16 protein-coding genes are annotated in these 21,799 nt (G+C 35.4%); 7 read left to right on the top strand and 9 right to left on the bottom strand.

The features are described from left to right. The first annotated feature begins 5 nt into the window (after positions 1-5). The 6 genes from ORI89_RS05175 to ORI89_RS05150 all read left to right on the top strand — a co-directional run bounded on the left by ORI89_RS05175 (position 6) and on the right by ORI89_RS05150 (position 10,073). Positions 6-1,364 carry a Gfo/Idh/MocA family protein gene (locus ORI89_RS05175; RefSeq protein ID WP_268229374.1) on the top strand — a complete coding sequence of 453 codons (1,359 nt, stop codon included), beginning with the start codon at positions 6-8 and terminating at the stop codon, positions 1,362-1,364. Further along, on the top strand, positions 1,336-2,688 hold the full coding sequence (locus tag ORI89_RS05170) for a sugar MFS transporter (RefSeq protein ID WP_268229830.1): 1,353 nt from the start codon (positions 1,336-1,338) through the stop codon (positions 2,686-2,688). The genes ORI89_RS05175 and ORI89_RS05170 overlap by 29 nt, the downstream gene beginning before the upstream one ends. Beyond that, on the top strand, positions 2,657-4,066 hold the full coding sequence (locus tag ORI89_RS05165) for a putative oxidoreductase C-terminal domain-containing protein (RefSeq protein WP_268229373.1): 1,410 nt from the start codon (positions 2,657-2,659) through the stop codon (positions 4,064-4,066). The genes ORI89_RS05170 and ORI89_RS05165 overlap by 32 nt, the downstream gene beginning before the upstream one ends. After that, positions 4,053-5,189 carry an alpha/beta hydrolase family protein gene (locus tag ORI89_RS05160; protein WP_268229372.1) on the top strand — a complete coding sequence of 379 codons (1,137 nt, stop codon included), beginning with the start codon at positions 4,053-4,055 and terminating at the stop codon, positions 5,187-5,189. Before ORI89_RS05165 ends, ORI89_RS05160 begins: the two co-directional genes overlap by 14 nt. A gap of 240 nt (positions 5,190-5,429) precedes the next feature. Next, positions 5,430-8,540: a SusC/RagA family TonB-linked outer membrane protein gene (locus ORI89_RS05155; protein WP_268229371.1), complete on the top strand. Its 3,111-nt coding sequence runs from the start codon at positions 5,430-5,432 to the stop codon at positions 8,538-8,540. 18 nt (positions 8,541-8,558) lie between these two features. Then, a complete protein-coding gene (locus ORI89_RS05150; RefSeq protein WP_268229370.1) occupies positions 8,559-10,073 on the top strand; it encodes a RagB/SusD family nutrient uptake outer membrane protein in 1,515 nt (504 codons plus the stop codon). Positions 10,074-10,216: 143 nt separating this feature from the next. Here ORI89_RS05150 and ORI89_RS05145 read toward each other — a convergent pair whose 3' ends face one another. Beyond that, positions 10,217-11,914 carry a GMC oxidoreductase gene (locus tag ORI89_RS05145; protein ID WP_268229369.1) on the bottom strand — a complete coding sequence of 566 codons (1,698 nt, stop codon included), beginning with the start codon at positions 11,912-11,914 and terminating at the stop codon, positions 10,217-10,219. A gap of 377 nt (positions 11,915-12,291) precedes the next feature. On the opposite strand from ORI89_RS05145, the gene ORI89_RS05140 reads away from it, so the two are divergent. Continuing rightward, positions 12,292-13,512, top strand: coding sequence for a tetratricopeptide repeat protein (locus ORI89_RS05140; RefSeq protein ID WP_268229368.1), 1,221 nt, complete (start codon positions 12,292-12,294; stop codon positions 13,510-13,512). Positions 13,513-13,580: 68 nt separating this feature from the next. Here ORI89_RS05140 and ORI89_RS05135 read toward each other — a convergent pair whose 3' ends face one another. From ORI89_RS05135 to ORI89_RS05100, 8 genes are all read right to left on the bottom strand, one after another. Further along, positions 13,581-14,825 (bottom strand): PQQ-dependent sugar dehydrogenase, encoded by a 1,245-nt coding sequence (locus tag ORI89_RS05135; protein ID WP_268229367.1) that lies wholly within the window; start codon positions 14,823-14,825, stop codon positions 13,581-13,583. A gap of 261 nt (positions 14,826-15,086) precedes the next feature. Then, a complete protein-coding gene (locus ORI89_RS05130) occupies positions 15,087-15,263 on the bottom strand; it encodes a histone H1 (protein ID WP_268229366.1) in 177 nt (58 codons plus the stop codon). A 563-nt stretch (positions 15,264-15,826) separates the two neighbouring features. Next, positions 15,827-16,549, bottom strand: coding sequence for an HAD family hydrolase (locus ORI89_RS05125; protein ID WP_268229365.1), 723 nt, complete (start codon positions 16,547-16,549; stop codon positions 15,827-15,829). Positions 16,550-16,564: 15 nt separating this feature from the next. Further along, a complete protein-coding gene (locus ORI89_RS05120; RefSeq protein ID WP_268229364.1) occupies positions 16,565-17,602 on the bottom strand; it encodes a lysylphosphatidylglycerol synthase transmembrane domain-containing protein in 1,038 nt (345 codons plus the stop codon). Next, positions 17,592-18,554 (bottom strand): CDP-alcohol phosphatidyltransferase family protein, encoded by a 963-nt coding sequence (locus tag ORI89_RS05115; protein WP_268229363.1) that lies wholly within the window; start codon positions 18,552-18,554, stop codon positions 17,592-17,594. Before ORI89_RS05115 ends, ORI89_RS05120 begins: the two co-directional genes overlap by 11 nt. Continuing rightward, positions 18,529-19,419 (bottom strand): hypothetical protein, encoded by an 891-nt coding sequence (locus tag ORI89_RS05110; protein WP_268229362.1) that lies wholly within the window; start codon positions 19,417-19,419, stop codon positions 18,529-18,531. Before ORI89_RS05110 ends, ORI89_RS05115 begins: the two co-directional genes overlap by 26 nt. 7 nt (positions 19,420-19,426) lie before the next feature. Next, complete coding sequence (locus ORI89_RS05105) at positions 19,427-20,143, bottom strand: nucleotidyltransferase family protein (protein ID WP_268229361.1); 717 nt, start codon at positions 20,141-20,143, stop codon at positions 19,427-19,429. Between the two features lie 81 nt (positions 20,144-20,224). After that, positions 20,225-21,553 carry an inositol-3-phosphate synthase gene (locus ORI89_RS05100; RefSeq protein ID WP_268229360.1) on the bottom strand — a complete coding sequence of 443 codons (1,329 nt, stop codon included), beginning with the start codon at positions 21,551-21,553 and terminating at the stop codon, positions 20,225-20,227. Positions 21,554-21,799 lie beyond the last annotated feature (246 nt).

The following is a 21,799-nucleotide window of genomic DNA, read 5'->3' as shown; positions in this document are numbered from 1 at the left end:
TAAAGATGATGAATCAGGAAAATAATTCGAGAAGAAGTTTTTTAAAAAAGAGCGTTATTGCAACAGGAGCTTTTACTTTAGGAGGTATATTGCCTGGGTTTAGTGCAAAAAGCTATAATAATATTATTGGAGCAAATGAACGTCTGCAGGTTTCAGTAATGGGAGTTAATTCTAGGGGAGGTGCTTTGGCGCAGAATTTTGCAGGACAAAGTAATAGTGTAATTGCCCATATATGTGATGTTGATTCTAGAGCTATTGCTAAGTGTAAGGAAGGTATCTCAAAATTTCAAACACATATTCCGAAAGAGTTTAATGATTTTAGACGCTCTTTGGAAAGTAAAGATATAGACGTCTTGGTCGTTGCTGCGCCAGACCATTGGCATGCGCCGGCAGCTATATTAGCGTCTCAGGCTGGTAAACATGTGTATCTTGAAAAGCCATGTAGCCATAACCCCAGGGAAGGGGAGTTATTAATTGACGCAGTTAAAAAGTATGGAAATGTTATTCAAATGGGGAACCAAAGAAGATCATGGCCAAATGTTGTAAAAGGGATTTCAGAAGTACATAACGGAACTATTGGTGATGTTTATTACGCAAAGACTTGGTATACCAATAATAGACCTTCTATAGGTGTCGGTAAAAAGGTGGCCGTGCCGAATTGGCTTGACTTTGAATTATGGCAGGGACCGGCTCCGAGAATGGATTTTAAGGATAATTTAATCCATTATAACTGGCATTGGTTTTGGAATTGGGGAACGGGGGAAGCCTTGAATAATGGGACACATATGGTAGACTTGGCACGCTGGGGCTTACAAGTAGATTATCCAACACTTGTGAGTTCACAAGGAGGACGCTATGCATATAAAGATGATTGGGAAACCCCGGATACACAGGTTATTAATATGGAGTTTGGCCGGGACAAGTTAATTACGTGGGAGGGAAGAAGCTGTAATGCAATGACGACCGAAGGCTCAAATGTGGGGGTAATGTTCTATGGTAGTAATGGGGCTTTACAAATTGATGGTGCGAATTCTTATAAAGTATTTGATGTAAAAGGAAAGCTAGTAAGAGAAGAAAAAGATAGTGGAATTATAAACACGACCAGCCTTTCAAGTCCTTCACAACAACTGGATGCTATTCATATACAAAACATGTTTTCTGCGATTAAAAATGGGGCTAATTTAAACTCAGATATCCTAAGTGGACATCAGAGCACTTTACTCGTTCAATTAGGTAATATAGCTCTGCGTGCAGGTAAACAATTAGAAATTAACCCAGCTAACGGACATATTTTAAATGATAAGAAAACAATGGGAAATTTCTGGTCAAGAGAGTATGCAAAGGGTTGGGAACCTAAAGTTTAATGATGTGAGCGAAAAAAATCTTAGAACAGTAGATAGCCTGACGAAAAGAGAAACATATATTTCAATAGGTATTATTGGTGTATTGTTTTTTACGTTTGGTTTTGTTAGTTGGGTCAATGCTATATTGATTCCCTATTTTAAAATAGCATGTGAACTTACAAACTTCCAATCTTATTTAGTAGCCTTTGCTTTCTATATTTCATATTTGGTCATTTCGATGCCTTCTTCTTATTTACTTAAGAAGAGAGGTTTTAAAAATGGCATTATGATTGGTTTTTTTATTATGTCTTTTGGTGCATTTATGTTTGTACCAGCTGCATATACTAGAACCTATGAGCTATTTTTGTTCGGACTGTTTTCTTTAGGGGCGGGGCTGGCTATTTTGCAAACTGCAGCTAATCCGTATGTCACTATATTAGGACCTAAAGAAAGAGCCGCGCAGCGAATATCTATAATGGGTATTTGTAATAAGGCCGCAGGTATAATAGCGCCTCTTATTTTTGCGACAGTTGTATTAAGAGCCACAGACTCTGAACTGTTTAAAAGCTTAGAGACTATGAATCCGATTGAAAGAGCAACAGAGCTTGACTTATTTATTCGAAGAGTAATTGTTCCTTACTCTGTTGTAGGCATTGTTTTACTTGGATTGGGTTTGTTGGTAAGGTGGTCGCCTCTACCAGAAATTGACACAGAGCATGAAGATGATGAACTGGCAGCAGCTAATTCTGGTAAGGTTAGTTTATTTCAGTTTCCGCATTTGATATTAGGAGCTTTAGCTATCTTTTTGCATGTAGGAACACAAATTATATCAATAGATACGATAATTGGCTATGCTGGATCGATGGATATCGATTTGCTCGAAGCTAAAGTCTTTCCTTCGTATACATTGTTTTTGACAATAGTAGGATACCTTTGTGGTATAGTGCTAATTCCTAAAGTAATGAGTCAAGTAACTGCTTTGCGCATTTGCACGATTCTAGGGTTGTTACTTTCCTTAGGAATAGTTTATTTGAGCGGTAATGTTACTTTTTTGGGGCATACGGCAGATATTTCCATTTGGTTTATTGTTTTACTGGGTTTTGCAAATTCTCTTGTTTGGGCAGGTATCTGGCCTTTAGCTTTGAGCGATTTAGGACGGTTTACAAAGCAAGGAGGGGCGCTGTTAATCATGGGGTTGTGTGGTAATGCAATTATGCCTATGATATATGGTTATTATGCCGATTTATTTGATTTACGAGTAGCTTATTGGGTATTGGTTCCATGTTATGTGTATTTGATGTATTATGCTATGCATGGGCATAAAATTAGAAAATGGAGGTTTTAGAATGAAGAACTATCAATTCATTATTTTCACTATATTAATTCTTAATATGGCTTGCTCTTCTAAAAAACAAAAACAGATTAGTAATGATAAGGTAAGATTTATTGTAGTCGAACCACAGCATTTTCATGCTGCATTAGTTCAAAAGTATAAAAACAGTGAAGTGGACTCTCAAGTCTACGTATATGCAGATACTATTACTAAAGCAGCTTCATATGTAGACTTCATCGAGCAATACAATAATAGAGTAGAGAATCCTACAAATTGGGAGATATCAAGCTATTATGGTGCTGATTTTAAGGAAAAGGCATTTAAAGAAAATGATGGAAACGTTGTTGTTCTAGCAGGAGATAATAAAAATAAGATCGAATTTATAGTTGAAGCAATCGAACATAATAAAGATGTGTTTGCAGATAAACCTCTTGTTATCAGTACTGATGGATATGATAAATTAAGTCACTTGTTAGATAGGGTAGATCCTGATGATTCTTTTGTTTATGACATTATGACGGAAAGGTATGATGTTAAAAATCAAATATTGAAAGCACTGATAAATAATATTGCTTTCTCGGGAGGAATGAAGGTTACTAGTGATAAACCCGCTATAAGTATCAATAGTTTGCATCACTTTTTAAAAGAAGTTTCCGGTAGTCCGCTGATTCGTCCGGCTATGTTTTATAATACTTTACAACAAGGTGAAGGGTTGGTCGATGTTACAACACATTACATAGATTTAGTACAGTGGATCTTGTCATCAGAGCAAGTTATAGACATTGAAAAGGACGTGCGTTTGATTGAAGCTCAGCGTTGGAAAACAGATGTATCATTGACTGACTTTAAAAGGTCGACTAAATTAGATAATTATCCTGCATATCTTGAGAGTAGCGTTAATTTAAATCATACATTAAATGTATTTAGCAACGGTAGACTATTGTACAATTTTAAAGGGATACCCGTTTCTATTGCAGTTAATTGGGAGGTAGAATCAAAAGATGGGAAGGGTGATCAGTTCAATGCTTTGTTTGAAACTAATAATTTTAAAATAAGTATTAAAGCTGATCGAGAAGGAAAGTCTGCATTGTTTTTACAACCAAATCTGGAAGTTGTTGATTTTGATGATAACCTGGCGAAGGCATTAGCTGAAATTGGTGACTTACCAAATTTAAGGTTTACAAAGCAGGGAGAGGAATACAGAATTATTATTCCTGAGGAGTTATATCTAAGTCATGAAGAGCATTTCGGTAAAGTGTTGCAGCAGTTTTTGGAGTATAGAAAAAATCGTGCTCTCCCAGATTGGGAAAAGTCATTTATGTTGGCAAAATATTATCTTTCAACACGAGCTTTAAAAGAAGCTAAAACAATAGTATATGAAGGCAAATAGACTTATATTATGTATTCTGATACTTCTGGGCTCTAAGAGTTTTTCTCAAGACAAAGAAATACCAGCTGGTATAGCAAAATATTTTGTAGCACCTGATTCTTTAAAAGAGAATTATGGAGACTACCGATCGCCACTAATATTTAATAATGGTGAACACGTGCAAACCATTAAGCAATGGGAGTTACGAAAAGCTGAAATTAGAAGAAATTGGGAGCATTATTTAGGTAAGTGGCCGGCATTAGATGAAGAACAGAAATTTGAGTATTTAGATTCGATAGACAAAGGAAATTACATGCAATATACTGTTCGTTTTAAGTGGACACCACAAGAATGGACAAAAGGCTATTTGCTCATTCCAAAGGAACTTGAAGGTGAAAAGCCTGCCGTTGTATCGGTGTTTTACGATGCTGAAACATCGATTGGTATAGGCAGTGAAAGTAGGCCATTTAGACCTTGGAGAGATTTTGCAACTCAATTAGTAAATAGAGGCTTCGTGACACTTTCGATTGGTACGAAAGAGGCATCTGAAAGAAATGAGTTTTCGTTATATTATCCTTCTATAGATAATGTGTCGGTTCAACCTTTATCTATGTTGGGATATGCGGCGAATAGTGCATATCATGTCTTAGCAAATCATAAAGAAGTTAATAAAGATAAAATAGGAATCGTTGGTCATTCTTTTGGTGGAAAGTGGGCTATGTTTGCCTCTTGTCTGACGGATAATTTTGCAGCAGCGGCATGGTCTGACCCAGGCGTGGCATTTCAAGAAGATAGGGAATCTATAAACTATTGGGAGCCTTGGTATTTAGGTTATCATCCAAAACCTTGGCGGAAGAGGGGGCTGATAACAGAAGATAATCCGGCTTTTGGAGTCTATGAAGCGTTGAGAAATAGTGGCCATAATCTGCAAGAGCTGCATGCCCTTATGGCACCTCGTCCATTTTTAGTGTCGGGTGGAGCCGAAGATCCTGTTTCGCGTTGGCGTGTGCTGAACCATGCTGTACAGGTGAATAAGTTATTAGGGTTTGAAAATAGGGTAGCGATGACAAACAGACCTATGCACGCACTAACACAAGAAGCAAGTGAGGCCATATATTCTTTCTTTACACATTTTTTAAAATAGAGACAGAGTAAGTAGATAAACAATAAAACAGCCAAGATATACGCCCTATAGCTCCGAATAAAATTAGGATGTATTAAAATAAACTATAACAGTTACAAGTAATATTCGGTCGTGAAACACACTGAAATGAGTGTTTACTAGCGCTAGCTATGCAATAATTTGCTGGGAATTACTACGACGACAAATCCGGGTATTGAAAGACATTACTACTGGGAATTATAAACACATAAATTTTAAGCTATGAACAAAAGATTTATTAAGTCTAGTTTTTTTTTACTCTCACTTTTGGCTACACCTGCCTTTGCATCTCCAGAACTTGCTCTACTTACAACATCGAAAGAAGATTTCCAACAGACACTGAAAGGGAAGGTTTTGGATCAAAATGGCTTTCCTATCTCTGGAGTATCCATAAAAGTAAAGAATCAGGAGAAAGGTACTTCAACTGATGTGAACGGAGATTTTGAATTGCCAAATGTAAGTATGGGTATAAGTTTGGTGATTTCTTACGTTGGTTATGAAACACAGGAGATTATTGTTGAGAATTATCAAGCTAAATCAATTGTATTACAAATGAGCTCTGATGCGTTAGAGGAGGTCGTTGTTGTTGGATATGGTACACAAAAGCGAAAAGAGCTTACTGGATCCATCTCTTCTATTAAAGCATCAGACTTAGAGAAGGTTTCTGCAACATCTTTCACAAGTGCAATTCAAGGTAAAGTGCCTGGTGTGACGATAACACAGACAACTGGTGCACCAGGAGGTGCTGCTTCTGTTCGTATCAGGGGGGTGGGAACGACTGGCGGTAATCAACCTCTATATGTTATTGATGGCTTTCCTGTTGGGGGAGGTGGAATGTCTATAAACGGTAGCTCGGATAATGTGGATGGTATGGCTATAGTTAATCCGAATGACATCGAATCAGTAGAAATCCTTAAAGATGCGGCGGCGGCTTCGATATACGGTGCTAGGGCAGCCAATGGCGTAATATTGATTACAACAAAAAGAGGTAAGGAAGGCGTTTCAACTGCGGAGATCAATGCTTATACGGGTATCGCTTCTCTTTGGAAGAAACCAAAGTTTTTAAATGCTGAGCAATTCGCTACCCTAGCTAATGAGCTATATACAAACTCTGGAATGGCGACAAATCCTGAATGGGCGAATCCAAGGGAGCTTGGTGTCGGGACGAATTGGATAGATGAAATTTTCCGTTCAGCACCTCTTTTTAATGTTGATCTATCCGTAACAGGAGGCAATCAAAAGGTAAGAAATGCACTTTCTCTTGGTTATAGCGACCAGCAGGGAACCATTATTGAAACGCGTAACAGACGCTATACGGGCAGAGCAAATGTCGATGTAGCTGTTACAGAAAAGTTAAAGATTGGCGGAAGTTTGGCTTTTTCATATGTACATGGAAAAGGACAACGAAATGAAGATTTTAGGTTAGGGATATTTAATCTTGCACAACAGTTCTATCCTACATTGGGTAGGGAGGAGGTTATTACTGGTTCTTCAGAGTTTTATTCTACGCAAGGAGATAATCCCTATTTAAGAGCGAAGTCAATGGATAACTTTGTTAAAAATATGCGATTATATGGAAATGCTTTTGGCGAATATGAAATTACGACAGGATTGAAATTCAAATCGAGCTTAGGGTTAGATTTCGCTTCTGTCCGCAATCATTCTTGGGAACCAAAAGTACAGCGTGGATTTTATAACAACCCACAAGCTACATTAACTGAAAACCAATCTCAAGGTCTAAATTGGCTATTAGAGAACGTATTGAATTTTGATAAGAGTTTTGGCAATCATCGTATATCTGCAGTTATAGGACAGTCAGCACAGAAAAACACAAATGACTGGCTCACAATTGTAGCAAGAGATTATCAAAACGAAGCATTGCAAGTGATTAATGGTAGTTCTGATGCAAACAGAAAAGGAACAGGAACAGGTTCTCACTATACATTAGCGTCATACTTAGGTCGAATAAATTATAATTATCAAGATCGCTACTTGTTATCAGCAAGTATACGAAGAGATGGATCCTCTAATTTTGGACCTGCCCATAAGTGGGGGAATTTCCCGTCTGTATCAGCAGGCTGGAATGTGTCTGAAGAATCATTTTTTCATAATGAGGGTTTTATTAATAGTTTGAAATTACGTACGAGTTGGGGACAACTTGGAAATGATGCAATAGGTGCTTATGGCTACTCGAGTACATTAGGCATAGGAAGAGTTTCTGATAATTATATCTTGGGAACAGGACAAAGTTTGAAAATTGGCGCAGGAATGGTTAGACCTGGCAACGAGAATTTGAAATGGGAAACTAGTGAGCAATTGAACTTTGGTGCAGATATCGGTTTTTTGGATGGTAAAGGATATGCAACAGTAGAATACTATATAAAGGATACCAAAGACATGTTAGTCAGTCTACCAGTTTCTTTAGAAGCTGGATTCGAAAGTGCGCCATCCGTCAATGGTGGAAAGATTAGAAACTCGGGATTTGAACTTTTGTTAGGGTATTCTGGTGGGAATGAATTTAAATATGATGTCAGTGTAAATATGTCAACACTAAGTAATAAAGTGATATCTCTTGGAGCAGGAAATCCAATTAGTGGTCCACTGGTTGGATTCACAGCAATGAACAGCTCTTATACAGAAATTGGACAACCTATAGGCTATTTTAGAGGATATATTGTAGAAGGGATTTACCAAACTGATGCGGAAGTAGATAAATCTTTTCAGCCCAATGCGTCTGCTGGTGATTTTAAATTTAAAGATGTAAATGGTGATAACATATTATCTGATGCAGACCGTGTGAAGTTAGGTAGCCCATGGGCCGATGTAACATATGGTTTAAATATGGACTTTTCATATAAAGGTTTTGATTTAAACATGCTTATTCAAGGAGTCACGGGCAACGATATATTTCATGCTGCAAAGTTCTCTACGTACCCCATGAAGTATTTTGGAGGTAGCGGTGTTATCAATGCATCAGCCGATATCTTGAATAGATGGACAGCTCAAAGCGGAGGCAACTCTACACCAATTTTAAAATATACCGATCTTAATGGTAATTATGCTAATTTATCATCCTTCTATATCGAAGATGGGTCTTACCTTCGCCTAAGAAATTTAACATTAGGCTATACATTGCCAAACCAATTTATAGAGAAAACGAAGGTTTTTAAAAGATTACGTTTATATATGTCTGCACAAAATCTTTTTACAATTACCAATTATTCAGGATTTGACCCAGAGGTTGGTTCCACTAATCCACTTGCTAGTGGGGTTGACAAGGGTGTGTACCCTGTGCCTCGAACATATATGTTTGGTGTTAAAATGGGATTCTAAAACTTAACAATATTTAAAATGAAGATATTTAATTTTTTATTACTCTCGGTTGCATTGACGACTGTGAGTTGCTCGGATGACTTCTTATCTCTTAAACCGACTGATATAATTATTGAAGAAGAATTTTTTAAAAATACCTCTGACGCAGAAGCGGCATTAATGGGGGTGTATAGTACTCTTCAAAAAGAAGAAGCTTTTTCTAATGTGCGAGATGCAGCAGATATTGAGTGGTCGATGTCAGGTGATATGTATGAAATGGATGGTAGTGCTAATAGGATTGAGTTACATTCACTTACTTTACCCTCCACTAATACCATATTGAGAGATGTATATACAGCCGCTTATTATGGTATATCACGTGCGAATCTAGTTATTCATAAAGTACAAGAGATGCCTGATGGTGATGAAAGGGATAAAAATGTAATAGTAAGTCAGGCTAAATTTTTAAGAGCCTTATATTATTATCGTTTAGTAACATATTTTGGAGGTGTGCCGCTTATCCTAGAACCTTTGAACGCTAGTTCTGATTTGCAAATTCCAAGGTCTAATGCTGAAACTATATGGAAGAGTATTGAAGATGATTTAATAAGTGCCAAAACTGTTTTACCAAAGACATGGGATGTTAATAATGTAGGTAAAGTGACTTCGGGTGCTTGTAAGGCTTTACTAAATAAGGCATACTTATGGCAAGCTAGATACGCTGATGTAATTTCTGTGTCTAAAGAGCTATTTGATGAAGGTATTTATGATTTATTAAAGGACTACCGAACTGTATTTTTAGAAAGTAACGAGAATAATAAAGAAATCCTTTTTTCTACACAATTTAGAGAGGGGACGGATGCAGAGGGGAACAATCTAGTAAAGAGGACAGCTCCGCGTGGTGCTCCTGCAGAGTTTACTGGAGGGGCAGCATGGAGTAACTTCGTGCCACAAAAGCATTGGGTTGATAGTCATGAAAAAGACGCCAGTGGTAAAATTAAAGATAAGCGTTATTGGGCAAGTATTATTGGACCAGAAGAGGCTCATCAAGATATGCCAGCTTTTGTAATGCCTAATGATGTGCCTGCAGGTTGGTCTATTTCTGGATATATTATGACTAAGTATTGGCAAAAACCGACTTTGAATAATTCTGGTGTAAATGCACCTATAATTCGTTTTGCAGAGATATTATTGAATTATGCGGAAGCTCTAAATGAGGAAGGAAAATCAGCTGATGCAATAGATGAATTAAATAAAGTGCGTGAGCGTGCTGGTTTAGACTTACTCACTAACAATTTGAATAAAGACCAAGTACTAAATGCTATTTTTAAGGAACGTAGAATGGAGTTTATTTGGGAGCCATCAGGTGGATTCTCTGATTTAAACAGAAGAGGTAGGTTTTTAGATTTTATCAAAGCAGAACGTCCAAATTATAAAGAGTTAAATGTTTCTCAAAAGCCTTGGTTAAATACCACGCCGATACTATTTCCAATTCCTAAAGATGCATGGGATCGAAATAAAGCATTAGAACAAAATCCACACTATACTTTCTAATAGTTGGAAAACAGGAGTGTCAACAAGACGTTAAAGATTTATATGTTTTCAGGTGTGGTAAATTTCTAAATATAAGTTAATACTTAAAGCTAATATATTAACAACATGTAAGGTCTCTTTCATAGTGATGAAAGAGACCTTTTTCATAAATTACCATTTTTGAACTGCTGAATCGCATAATTAGCAGCTCTTGCGGTGAGTGCCATAAATGTTAGCGATGGGTTTTGATTTCCGGCACTAATCATGCAGGCTCCATCTGTAACAAAAACATTTTTACAAGAATGTATCTGATTATAGGCGTTTAATATAGACTCTGTAGGATTGATTCCCATTCTGACACCACCCATTTCGTGAACTTCTAAACCCGGTTGTCTATTAAAAGCTTCATGTTGATCTAAGCTGATTATGTTTGTACAGTTTGCCTTCTGTAGCATTTCATGTCCTTCATCAATAAAATCTTGCATCATAACCACATCGTTATTTGTATAACCTATGGAGGTTATAAGTTTAGGTAATCCGTATTTATCTTTTTGATTACTTAAACGTACATGGTTTTCTTTTACAGGTATTACCTCGCCTTGCATCATCATGGATACTTTCCACTTACCGGGTTCTAGGAGGCTGTCTTTGTATTTACCGCCTAGAGTCGTGTTCGTTTGTGAATTGGGGAATGATTCTCTATAGGCACTAAAAGCGATTAGATAAGATCCTAAGAAGGATTCTGTAACGTGATGGATGTTTTTAAAAGCAGGAATAAAAATCTGTGTGGGCCTTTTTCCAAAATAGTAACTATCTTCATAGCCATCAAAATCAGCAGTTAGACGGCCCCGATAATTATGAAAGACAATGTTTTTGCCGAGTTGATCATTTTTATTGCCTAAGCCATTAGGGAAGTGCTCGCATTTAGAATTCATAAGAATTAAATTAGAGTTAAGAGTAGACGCATTTAAAAATATGATACTTCCTGTTATTTCTGTTTTCTCTTTTGTATTTGCATTTATAATGCGTACTCCACTAGCTTTTTTACGATCATGATCGTAAACTATTGACTCGACAATACTATCTGTTAATATGGTTAGGTTTCCTGTTTTTAACGCATAAGGAATAGTGGAAGAGTTTGCGCTGAAATAACCACCGAAAGGACATCCGCGAGAACAAAGAGATCTTGCCATGCATTTTGATCGGCCTTGTTGCGTTTGAGTAGGTGTTACCTCAGCTAAATTAGCATGTCTTCCAATTATTGGTTTTCTATCTGTATAATTTGCGCTAATACTACGACTTATTTTACTTTCGACTAGGTTCATTTCGAAGGACCCAACGACTTCACTATCTGGCATATTATCTATACCATCTTTATTTCCTGAAACACCGATGAATTTTTCAACATGAGAATACCAAGGAGCTATATCTTTATAACGGATAGGCCAATCTATTCCGTAGTTAAACCTTTTTGGAGCATTAAACTCGTAATCACTCCAGCGTTGTGTTTGTCTAGCCCATAATAAAGATTTACCACCTAATTGGTAGCCTCTTATCCAATCAAATGGTTTTTCTTGAATATACTCTTGATCATGATCTTGAATATAGAAGTGTTTAGTACTTTGATCAAATTGATAGTGTTTAGATATGAGTGGGTTGTTTTGAGTATCCTTAGTTGTTTTTTGATTAGCATAGGGGATGTCCCAAGGATCTAAAAAGGCAGTTGGATAGTCTTTAATATGTTCTACCATCCTTCCTCGTTCGATTAAGAGAGTCTTTAGACCTTTTTCTGCAAATTCTTTTGCAGCCCAACTTCCAGAAATTCCTGAACCTATGACTATTGCATCAAAATTTTTTGGCATATTGTTGTATATAAATTGGTGTTTAGCAATTGAAAAAAGATAATACAATATACGTGTTTCTTTTTATTTATCCTATTGGAATGCGTTATTCTGAGTTGATTTTTTTTTTAAAAAAAACTAAAAATAGGTGATTTAATAGGTCAGTTTATGAGGAACAGAATGTGGCGTGTTTAGGTTTTATTAGGTGGTTCTATTTATTAGTACAGTCTAGTTAATTTTTAGTTATTTCTAGCTATTTTAAAAGAAAGAGCTGATTCTAGTCGTAAAATGTATTTCTTTTGTTGCAACCAATACTCTTTAATTATAGAATATTATTTATTTTTGTAGCGTATCTACGACATGTGAAGGATAATTATTAACAATTTATTAGAATTAAAATGTTGAGAGGCTTGCTGCTACTTTATTTGTGCTTTTTTATATTTTCTGTCTTTGCGAATGTTTACGATCCGACGATTCTAGGAAAGGAGATTTCGGCTTTAAATGATGAGCACAGATATGCTGAAGCAATAAAGAAAATTGACGAAATTCTAAGCGATCAACGAGTGGGAGGTGATGAGCGTTTTAATGCTTATGTGCAAAAATCACTAATCTATAAGAGGTTGTATAATTACGATAATGCACTATATAATTTAGGACTGGCAGAGAAAGAAAATGTTAGTAATAGTTTTAAAGACTATGCGGATACTAAAGTTTTAGTAGAATACATTTTTATTTATTTTGATTTAAATGATAAGGAAACATTTGAAAAGCTTTTTAATCAAATTGATCATAATAAGTTAGAGGTGTTAGAGCCTGAAACACAAGGTTTTTTTTATACTCTTTTAGGTGTAACAGAACAGCAGAGAGATAATTTGAAACAAGCTGATATCTATTATAATACTGCTATAAAAATAGGTAAACAAAAGGCTCCTAAACATTTGCCAAATGTTTATAGAGCTAAAATGGGATTTTATGAAAAGGAAGGTAAATATGATAAAGTAATAGAATCTTATGAGTTAGGAAAAAAGTATGCTGAAGAATATAACATGGATTATTATAAAATAATCATGGAAGAGGCATTAACACTATATTATGCAAATGTTCAAGACTATGAAAAAGCCTTTTTTGCCCAAAAAAAGGTTTCTGAATTGCGTAGTAAATATAATGCAAATAATCAATCAGGCAAACTAGCTACAATAGAGAAGGAGTTGCTAAATCAAAGAAAAGCAATAGAAGCTTCCAATCAGAAAATAGTGAGAAATTATTTAATCATTACAGCTATTGTATTAGTTGCTTTGGTAATTGCCTTATTCAGACTATATCATTTGAACCAACAAAAACGTAGGCTAGTAGAAGTTGAAAATAGAAGAATGCGAGAAAAGCTTTTACTTATTGCCGAAGCTGATGCGAATGTAAAAGCAGGTGGTAAATTAAAGCTTAGTGATTTCAATTTGTCAGCAAGGCATATGGAAATTATAGAATTAGTGAGGTTGGGGAGGACTAATAAAGAGATCGGGGCAGAGTTATATATATCTGAAAACACAGTTAAGTATCATCTGAAATTAATTTACGAATCTTTAGGAATCGTAAATCGAGGAGAGTTAAGGTCTAATTTTTAAAGGATATTTAAGTAGATAAAAAGGGGCGTTTTTAAAAAACACCCCTTTTTATTACTAAGCAGTAGCTACTACTTTTTGTTTATTTTGTATAATCTACCAGCGTCGGAAATGGCAAATATTTCACCATTTTTTCCTTGGATAACATCTCTGAATCGTTGGCCTTCTTTGTCTAAGATTCGTTCTTCACCTACTACCTTGTTGTCTTTAATGACAATTCTAGCTATGTGTGTACTACTTAGACCACCAATAAATAGGCTGTTCTTCCATTCGGGCATTTCGTCGCTTGTATAAAACATTAAGCCACTTGGCGAAAGTACAGGATCCCAGTAATATACAGGTTGCTCCATGCCTTCCTGTACTTGAATAGGAGGTGTGCCAATTTCCTTTCCACTGTATTCTAGTCCATAAGTTATAACGGGCCAGCCATAATTTTTGCCAGCTTCTATACGGTTTAATTCGTCGCCACCTCTAGGACCAAACTCAGTTTCCCATATGTCACCGGTTATGGGATGAATAGCAATGCCCTGTATATTTCGATGACCATATGTGTAAATTTCAGGTTTCGCACCAGCTGTGTTTACAAACGGATTACCTTCCGCAGGTTTGCCTTCTGTTGTGATACGTATTATTTTACCTAATGCCGAATTTAGATCTTGTGCTTGTGGTCTTGTCTCTATATCTGAACGTTCCCCTGTCGTAACTAAAAGATTACCTTTTTTGTCAAATATGATACGCCCTCCATAATGTAATTTGCCTTTATAAGTCGGAGTAGCTCTATAAATTACTTCGGCATTTTCAATAAGAGTTTCATCTTCTGATAATTTCCCTTTTGCAACAGCTGTATGGTTACCTTCTGGGGTTGGTTCTACAAAGACCCAATATATCATACGGTTTGAAGCGAAGTTAGGGTCTATAGTGATACCCAACAAACCGCCCTGACCTTCTGGGTCTACTTTAGGCAGGTTGTTTATTTTATTGCTTAATGTACCTTCGTTAGACAAAATACGTATAGTACCTGCTTTTTCTGTTATCAATAAACGACCATCTGGTAGAAGTGCCATGCCCCACGGAGATTCTAATTGTTCTGTAACAATAGAAAAAGTAAAATCACTAATAGTCTTTATACCCGGAGCTCGAGTTTGACCTTCCTGAAAAGGTTTATACGATGTGTTTGCCGGGTTGGTTTCAACAGGAGGATATATACTATCTGTTTTTACCTCATTTTCATTAGCGTTACTTGAAGTGCTGCTATTACAGGATAGCATAACAAATGATAAAGTTGAAATCAAAAAAGCAGGAATATTTTTATTCATAATTGACTAATTACGTTATTTAATAAAAAAGTTGACTTATTATTACGAAGTTAATAATAGATTTTGGTATTCTATTACTAAAGGTTTTAATTCAATAATACTACATGAAGTAATAGGATCGAAGTAGAAATTACGGTTGATGTGCATGTAGTTCTGTTTTTTTGTTTTAGGCCTGTAAAGAACTACATCGAGTAAAAAGAAACTACTGAATTTAAAACAAAGTTCCTCTACCATACTAAACGATGATAGAGGAATTTTATTTTACTTCTTTGATTCTTCCAAAGATACTTTACGAAATTCTTTTAAAAGTTTTTCTAAGTCTAAGGATGCTTTACGAGCTCTGGTACCAGCAGCTTTATTTCCTTTTTCATTTTGTAGGTCTGCATCATTTTTGAATGCTTCAAAGCCTGCGTTGATTTTTTCAATTAGTTCTTTCATGATATGATTTTATGTTATTATTAAGATACAAATTTATAAAATACGTTAATGTATTACTATGTTATTATTTGTTTTTTTCACGTTCTAAGAAACTCGCTTCTTAAAAATGTTTTAATTTAGTTAGCATCTTTTACCCTGTTATAGGTACTATTTAATACAATAATAAGATTAAAGACACGAAAAATAAAATCTTATTTAAACAATACTGAAATTTATTCAAATAAAGATGCTAATGATTGAAGGTTAAAAATTCTTCTTACTTAATACTAGCAAATATAAGACCACTTTTTTATTAATATCTTGAAAGTAAAGCTAACTTAAATTTTATAGAATGTCAATAGATTGCGTATGAAAAACTTATGGATTTAAAAGATAGCGTATTCTAATGGTTATTAATTTGTTAAGTAGCTTATTAGTCTTACAAATAGTGTGAGTGGGCTATAGATGATTTACTGTTTATAAATAATAAAATGCGATTAATTATCTATTGGTGTTTCTTTTTTAATAGTCTTAATCTTAAAACGATTAAGACTATTAAATGAAAAATGAGGTAATATGTGATTTTATTTATTTGCTAGCCAATTACCTATAATTGCTTCAAGGTCATTAATGTCATAGAATATACGGTCAGCATGTTCATTGTTAATATTTTCTTCGTCATTCCAACCTTCACCTTTTAGCCATAAAGTCTGACAGCCACATTGTTTTGCTGGTATCATATCCTTTGCGTAGGAATCGCCAATTACTAAACAGTTTTCGGGTTTAAGGTTTATTTTCTTTACTCCTAGAGCGTATATAGCGGGGGCAGGTTTGCGTATACCTACTACTGCTGACTCGACAATATCACTAAAGTGATGATCTATCTCAAAGTCTCTTAGTACGGCAGTTAAGTTTCCGTAAAAGTTTGATACCATTACTATGGGATACTTGGTGTTTAAATTTTCTAATATCGGTTTGCTTATACGGGTATTTCTTTTAGCAACAGTATATCCATCTTCGGCTATGAGATTTATCCAATTTTGATTTAAATCTATATTTTGTGTTTTTAGATATTCAAATTGAGCCGTTACTTTAGCCTTTAATACTTGCAAAAAGCTGTAATTAGGCAGAATGATAGGTTGTAATGCCATCTTTCTTTCAGCATAAACGTAGGCTTCGTTAAACTGTTCCCGACTAATTTCGATATTCGTTTTTTTATAAGAATTCCATATTACAGCAGCCCAGTGTTGACCATTAGAATCTAAAGTCCCACCATAATCAAAAATTAAACCTTTTATTTCTTGCATTTTATTTATTAAGAGTTAGAGAAGACTAGTCTCCTGATTACTGTTTTGTTTTTCTCTGTTTTTTTTATTCCTTTTTGAGAATACCATTAGTAATAAGCCAATGGCAATCCAAACAAGCTCGCGGATTCGCGTAGCTATTCCTATGAAAACACCAATTGAAGCCTCATAACCTATACTTGCAACAGCCATTGCCATTCCTCCTTCACGTGTGCCTAATTGCATAGGAAAGAAAAATATTAAATTAGCAAAAAGGGATGAGCCTGAACTCACAATTAGACTTTCTAGATAAGTCATGGGTAAATCTAAGGCACGAGCAATAAAAAAAATCTCGGCACAACCGACCACGCGAGCCAAAAACTCCCACAGTAATGAACTGTAAAATTTTGATCTTCGGTTTTCATATAGAGAGCGTACCTGATGATCTATATCGTGAAGTGACTTACTGTGTTTATTCGCAAAATTGGCTATTTTTTTTCCAAACAAAGGAAGTTTAGATAGTGTATGAAGTGTGGTTGTTGTTATTCCTTTTTTATAGACTTTAGAAAACCACCAAACTAATATTGAAGCCATTGCAATAATGAGTACACATGCGGTTATTACGATATGGCTAGTAGGAACAAACCAAAGTATAAGCCCTACCGATGCTACCCAAAAGATAAGGTGAGATAAGATATGCATCATGGTGTATAGCAGAACAGATGAACCTGCTTTGGAGCTACCCATGTATGATTTTAACTCTAATATACGGTAGGGTTCGCCACCTAGAGCTACAAAAGGAGTGATATAATTTATAGCATAACCGGTGACCGTTAGTTGGAATACTTTTCCAAAGGGTAGTTTTGTCTCGGGTTTGTCTTTCTCGTAAATTATATCCCGAAAAGCAAAAGCATTCATGAGGTATATGACTAACCAGCTTATTAAGACTGGGCCAAACCACCACCCTGTTTTTTGAATATTAGTCCATATTTCATTTATACCGAGGGCATAAACCATATAAGCTAATGTCCCTATTCCTAGGATGAAAAAAATGATTTTATACAGCTTACTCGCCATATGAATTATTGTTTTTAATTTGGTCGACAAAATGTGCGCTTACTTTTTCTTGTCTTTTTATCATATATATTAAGATAGGGTTTAATACAAACATATCGAAAGCAAAGTAAATCCATACTTGATCTATAAAAATCCAAAGAAATAAAAAAAGTACACGTGTATTAAACTGTACTATATTTGTGTATTTCATTAGTGGTCGATTCATAGCTCTAAAGTCGACTATGAGCGATTTAGGTAGATTATGAGCGTAGTTTTCTTTTACTAATTTTAATAATTGTTGGAGTTTCGGAGAGAGCTTTTCTTGATTGCGTGTGTAACCTAAATAACCATTGAGTACAAATTTTTTAAATGGCTCTTTTTTCCACGACATATTATCAACATCGGCTTTAAGGTCTGTTGTGTTATCGAGCTCGCTTCCTGTTTTTCCTTTAATAAAATAAAGGTGAACATTACGATAATAATCGGCCATTGCAGATTGAAGCATGTGAGATACACCCGCTAAAATAGCAGGTACCCATATCCAAGCTGACCATCCTTGATCCATTAATCGCAGTGAAAGAGCAATATGTATAGAAGCAAACCAAAAATCACCAGCAAAACCGTCAAGAATACGACCGAAACGACTTTTGTTATCTGTCATTCGAGCAAGTTGGCCATCTGCAGAGTCAAGAGAGTTCGCAAATACAAGAAGTAACATGCCAATTATATTCAATTGTATATCTTGGTAATAAAATAGTATACCAGCAGCTACTCCAAAAAATATACTAATAATTGTAACTGCATTTGGAGTTATACCGATTTTGGCGCATAACTTTGCGATTTGAAAACCTATTGGTCTATAAAACCATATATCAATTCTTTCTTCTGTATCATTTGATTTTAAAGATTGTTCAAATGCAGTTTCTTCAGGAGTATTATTTAAATTGTTATAGGAGGGATTTTGTTGTTGCATTTCGACTTGTTGTAAATGTATTTACGATTAATTTCACAATAGCTTGGGAAGCTTCGGCTCGGCAGGGTGCAAAACTAGGCCAATCATTTAAATCTATAATATGAAAGCTACCATCAGCATTAATGATGACATCGCCGCCATAAATGTGCACACCTAAAGTTTTTGCTGCATTTTCAGCAGCTTGAATAAGATCCTTTTTGTTAAAAGGGTAATGTAGAGTAGTATCGTTTATCTGTTCATAGATGGCATATTTGTGGTGATTGTGCTCATAAGGGTAGAAATAATAAAAGAAAGGAGTGCCACGAACTGCATAGAATTTAAGCAGATCGCCGGCTAAGTGTTCTGAAATAACAGCTTCTGTGATACCTCTAAGAGCATATTCGTTTAAAATATATTGAGCTTCCTCAGCAGTGGTGGCAAAGGTAACATCTTCTTTATGTATGGCGTGAAAATCACCTCTTTTGATCCAAACCCCAGTTCCTTGCAATTCATTGAAAATATTTAGTACGGAGCAAGATGTGGATACAATATGACTTTTAGGATAGGGGACATGGGCATTTAGCAGCTCTCTTGTCATATTGCTGCGAAAACAGTTTTCAATACCATATCCGGAATTTATAACTGTCTTACCTTCATTTTCTAACTTTTGAAGTTTTTGTACAAGTTCTTTGGTTCGGCCCATAGTTATGATGTACTTTTGTGAGATATGTTCTCGCTGCATAAAATCTTCTTCATTGCAGATTTCGATATCATATCCTTGTATTACTAAGTTTTCACATACTTCATTAAAAATAGAAGCATCGTTCCCTATGTGGTTTGGCGAAAAATGACTTTTTCGAGTGATTCCTAATACTTTACTTTTCAAAACTATTTTATTTATGATTTTGCTCCTTTAAAAAAGCTTCAGCTGTTTCGCGGTCTTGAACATGATCCACGTCTACAATTTTGTCGAAAACATAGCCCTTTACCGAAAGATTGTTTTCTAATAAAGAACGTTGATAGTTTCTCATTCTACTATTACCCTGTTCTATGGATGTACTTACTAAGTTCAAGGCTTTTTGTCTTAAGCCATAAATTCCCCCAGAAACATAGGTGCTGCTAGTGGTTTTAATATCTGTAAAACTTTCTATTTCAAGACTACTGTTCGTGCTGATGTAAAGCGGACTTTCATCATCAATAAAAGGTGTAAGCCCCATAAAAGCGTCAGCATTAGGTTCGTTTTTGAAATTTTGTATGTAGCCTGTAAAATCTTCTTCTCTAAATATAGTGTCTGTTGTGGTTAAACAACAATTATTCCAATGTGGATTGGTTTTGACCAACTCATGAAAAGTGTGAAGGGAACTTGGCGTGTCTTTTATTAAAATATCAATGGGTAAACCAAAGTTCTTAGAATCAAGATAATCTTTTAATGGAAGAGATTGAGTGTTAATGACAATGTGGACACGCTTCGCTCCGTGATTTTTGAAAATATTAATCAAACGGGCAATCATTGGTGTGCCATTTATTTCTAAAAGTGGTTTTGGAACATCAATGCCTTCACTTTTAAGACGTGAACCTTCACCTGCAGCTAGTATAGCAAAGTTTATCATGAAAATGTATAAATGTACTTAATCAAATAAAGGGAGGGTGTAAGACACCTCCCTTATTAGCCTAATAAACGAGCTATATGCTTATTGTATACTATCTACTAATTCTTGATAATAGTCTAGTCCCAAATGTGTAATCAAATCTTCTCCCATAATGTGACGTAAAGTGTTTTGTAGTTTCATCAATTGTTTGAAGATATCGTGTTCAGCCGGTAGTCCAGGAGCAGTTTGGGGAGCTTTTAGATAAAAAGAAAGCCACTCTTGTACACCATGCATATTTGCTCGTTGCGCTAAGTCGATGAATAGCGCTAAATCCAAAACAATAGGAGCTGCTAAAATAGAATCTCTACACAAAAAGTTGATTTTGATTTGCATTTTATAACCTAACCAGCCGAATATATCAATATTATCCCAAGACTCCTTATTGTCTTTATGAGGAGGGTAATAGTTGATGCGTACTTTGTGATAGAGATCGCCGTACAACTCAGGATTCTTATCTGCATCTAAAATGTCTTCAAGAACGGAGAGTTTAGAAACTTCTTTTGTTTTAAAGTTGTCAGGATCGTCAAGTACTAGTCCGTCTCTGTTTCCTAAAATATTTGTAGAGAACCAGCCTTCAACACCTAGAGCTCTAGCCTGTAACCCAGGAGCTACAATAGTTTTCATCAATGTTTGTCCTGTTTTAAAGTCTTTTCCTGCGATTGCTACTTCATTTTTTTGTGCCAACTCAACTATTGCAGGAACATCACAGGTTAGGTTTGGAGCTCCATTTACATAAGGTACACCTTCCATTAAGGCAGCGTAGCAATAAATCATACTAGGGGGTATGCGGGTGTCGTCATTGTCAAAAGCTTCTTCAAGTTTAGCTAAAGTAGAAAAAGCTTCGTTAGTTTCGACATATTTTTCGGTTGAACCACACCATACCATTACGATACGATCTAATCCGTTTTTTTCTTTAAAGGCTCTAATGTCTTCACGAACAGCATCAGCTAATTGACGCCTTGTAAGCCCGGTTTTAATATGCGTTCCATCTAAATTCTTTATAAAATTAGTGTCGAAAACAGCTTTCATCGGTTGTATAGACTCAAGTGTTTCTCTAACCTGATCTAATTGATGCTGCTCTAGAACTTCTGCTTTTGAGGCTGCTTCATAAACGTTGTCAGAGTAAACATCCCATCCGCCAAAAACAATATCTTGTAAATTAGCTAAAGGAACAAAATCTTTTATAATAGGATTTCTGTTATCAGTTCGTTTGCCTAATCGAATACGACTAAGTTGCGACACAGAGCCTATAGGCTTTGAAAGTCCCTTATTAATAGATGCTACACCAGCAATCACTGTTGTAGCAACTGCACCTAGCCCTGGAATCAAAATACCTAACTTACCATTAGCTGGTTTTACCTGATTTTCCATATTGATGTTATCTTTTATGTTTATTGAATTTTTAATATTAATAATTAAAGTGATGTAAGTTAATTATTTTACGTAACATTTTAATCAACTCAGCTGTAATTTTGATTATTTTACTTTTTTATTTCTTTAGTCAGTTTTTAGGTTTGTTTTATTTATAAGAAAACTATTTCAAAAACTGCTGAATTTCAACGTGTATGCTTCTTGAAGAACATAGAGATAACTATAATATCCTTTATTTCTATTTTA

The organism is Sphingobacterium sp. UT-1RO-CII-1 (assembly GCF_026711005.1).
Taxonomy (GTDB): Bacteria; Bacteroidota; Bacteroidia; order Sphingobacteriales; family Sphingobacteriaceae; genus Sphingobacterium.
The sequence above is the reverse complement of the archived record's forward strand: the minus strand, read 5'-3'. Positions and strand labels throughout refer to the sequence as shown.

Bases quoted from the DNA above. Each gene is read 5' to 3' on its own strand.
- ORI89_RS05175 (WP_268229374.1), top strand. From the start codon at position 6: ATGATGAATCAGGAAAATAATTCGAGAAGAAGTTTTTTAAAAAAGAGC.
- ORI89_RS05170 (WP_268229830.1), top strand. From the start codon at position 1,336: ATGCAAAGGGTTGGGAACCTAAAGTTTAATGATGTGAGCGAAAAAAAT.
- ORI89_RS05165 (WP_268229373.1), top strand. From the start codon at position 2,657: ATGGGCATAAAATTAGAAAATGGAGGTTTTAGAATGAAGAACTATCAA.
- ORI89_RS05160 (WP_268229372.1), top strand. From the start codon at position 4,053: ATGAAGGCAAATAGACTTATATTATGTATTCTGATACTTCTGGGCTCT.
- ORI89_RS05155 (WP_268229371.1), top strand. From the start codon at position 5,430: ATGAACAAAAGATTTATTAAGTCTAGTTTTTTTTTACTCTCACTTTTG.
- ORI89_RS05150 (WP_268229370.1), top strand. From the start codon at position 8,559: ATGAAGATATTTAATTTTTTATTACTCTCGGTTGCATTGACGACTGTG.
- ORI89_RS05145 (WP_268229369.1), bottom strand. From the start codon at position 11,914: ATGCCAAAAAATTTTGATGCAATAGTCATAGGTTCAGGAATTTCTGGA.
- ORI89_RS05140 (WP_268229368.1), top strand. From the start codon at position 12,292: ATGTTGAGAGGCTTGCTGCTACTTTATTTGTGCTTTTTTATATTTTCT.
- ORI89_RS05135 (WP_268229367.1), bottom strand. From the start codon at position 14,825: ATGAATAAAAATATTCCTGCTTTTTTGATTTCAACTTTATCATTTGTT.
- ORI89_RS05130 (WP_268229366.1), bottom strand. From the start codon at position 15,263: ATGAAAGAACTAATTGAAAAAATCAACGCAGGCTTTGAAGCATTCAAA.
- ORI89_RS05125 (WP_268229365.1), bottom strand. From the start codon at position 16,549: ATGCAAGAAATAAAAGGTTTAATTTTTGATTATGGTGGGACTTTAGAT.
- ORI89_RS05120 (WP_268229364.1), bottom strand. From the start codon at position 17,602: ATGGCGAGTAAGCTGTATAAAATCATTTTTTTCATCCTAGGAATAGGG.
- ORI89_RS05115 (WP_268229363.1), bottom strand. From the start codon at position 18,554: ATGCAACAACAAAATCCCTCCTATAACAATTTAAATAATACTCCTGAA.
- ORI89_RS05105 (WP_268229361.1), bottom strand. From the start codon at position 20,143: ATGATAAACTTTGCTATACTAGCTGCAGGTGAAGGTTCACGTCTTAAA.
- ORI89_RS05100 (WP_268229360.1), bottom strand. From the start codon at position 21,553: ATGGAAAATCAGGTAAAACCAGCTAATGGTAAGTTAGGTATTTTGATT.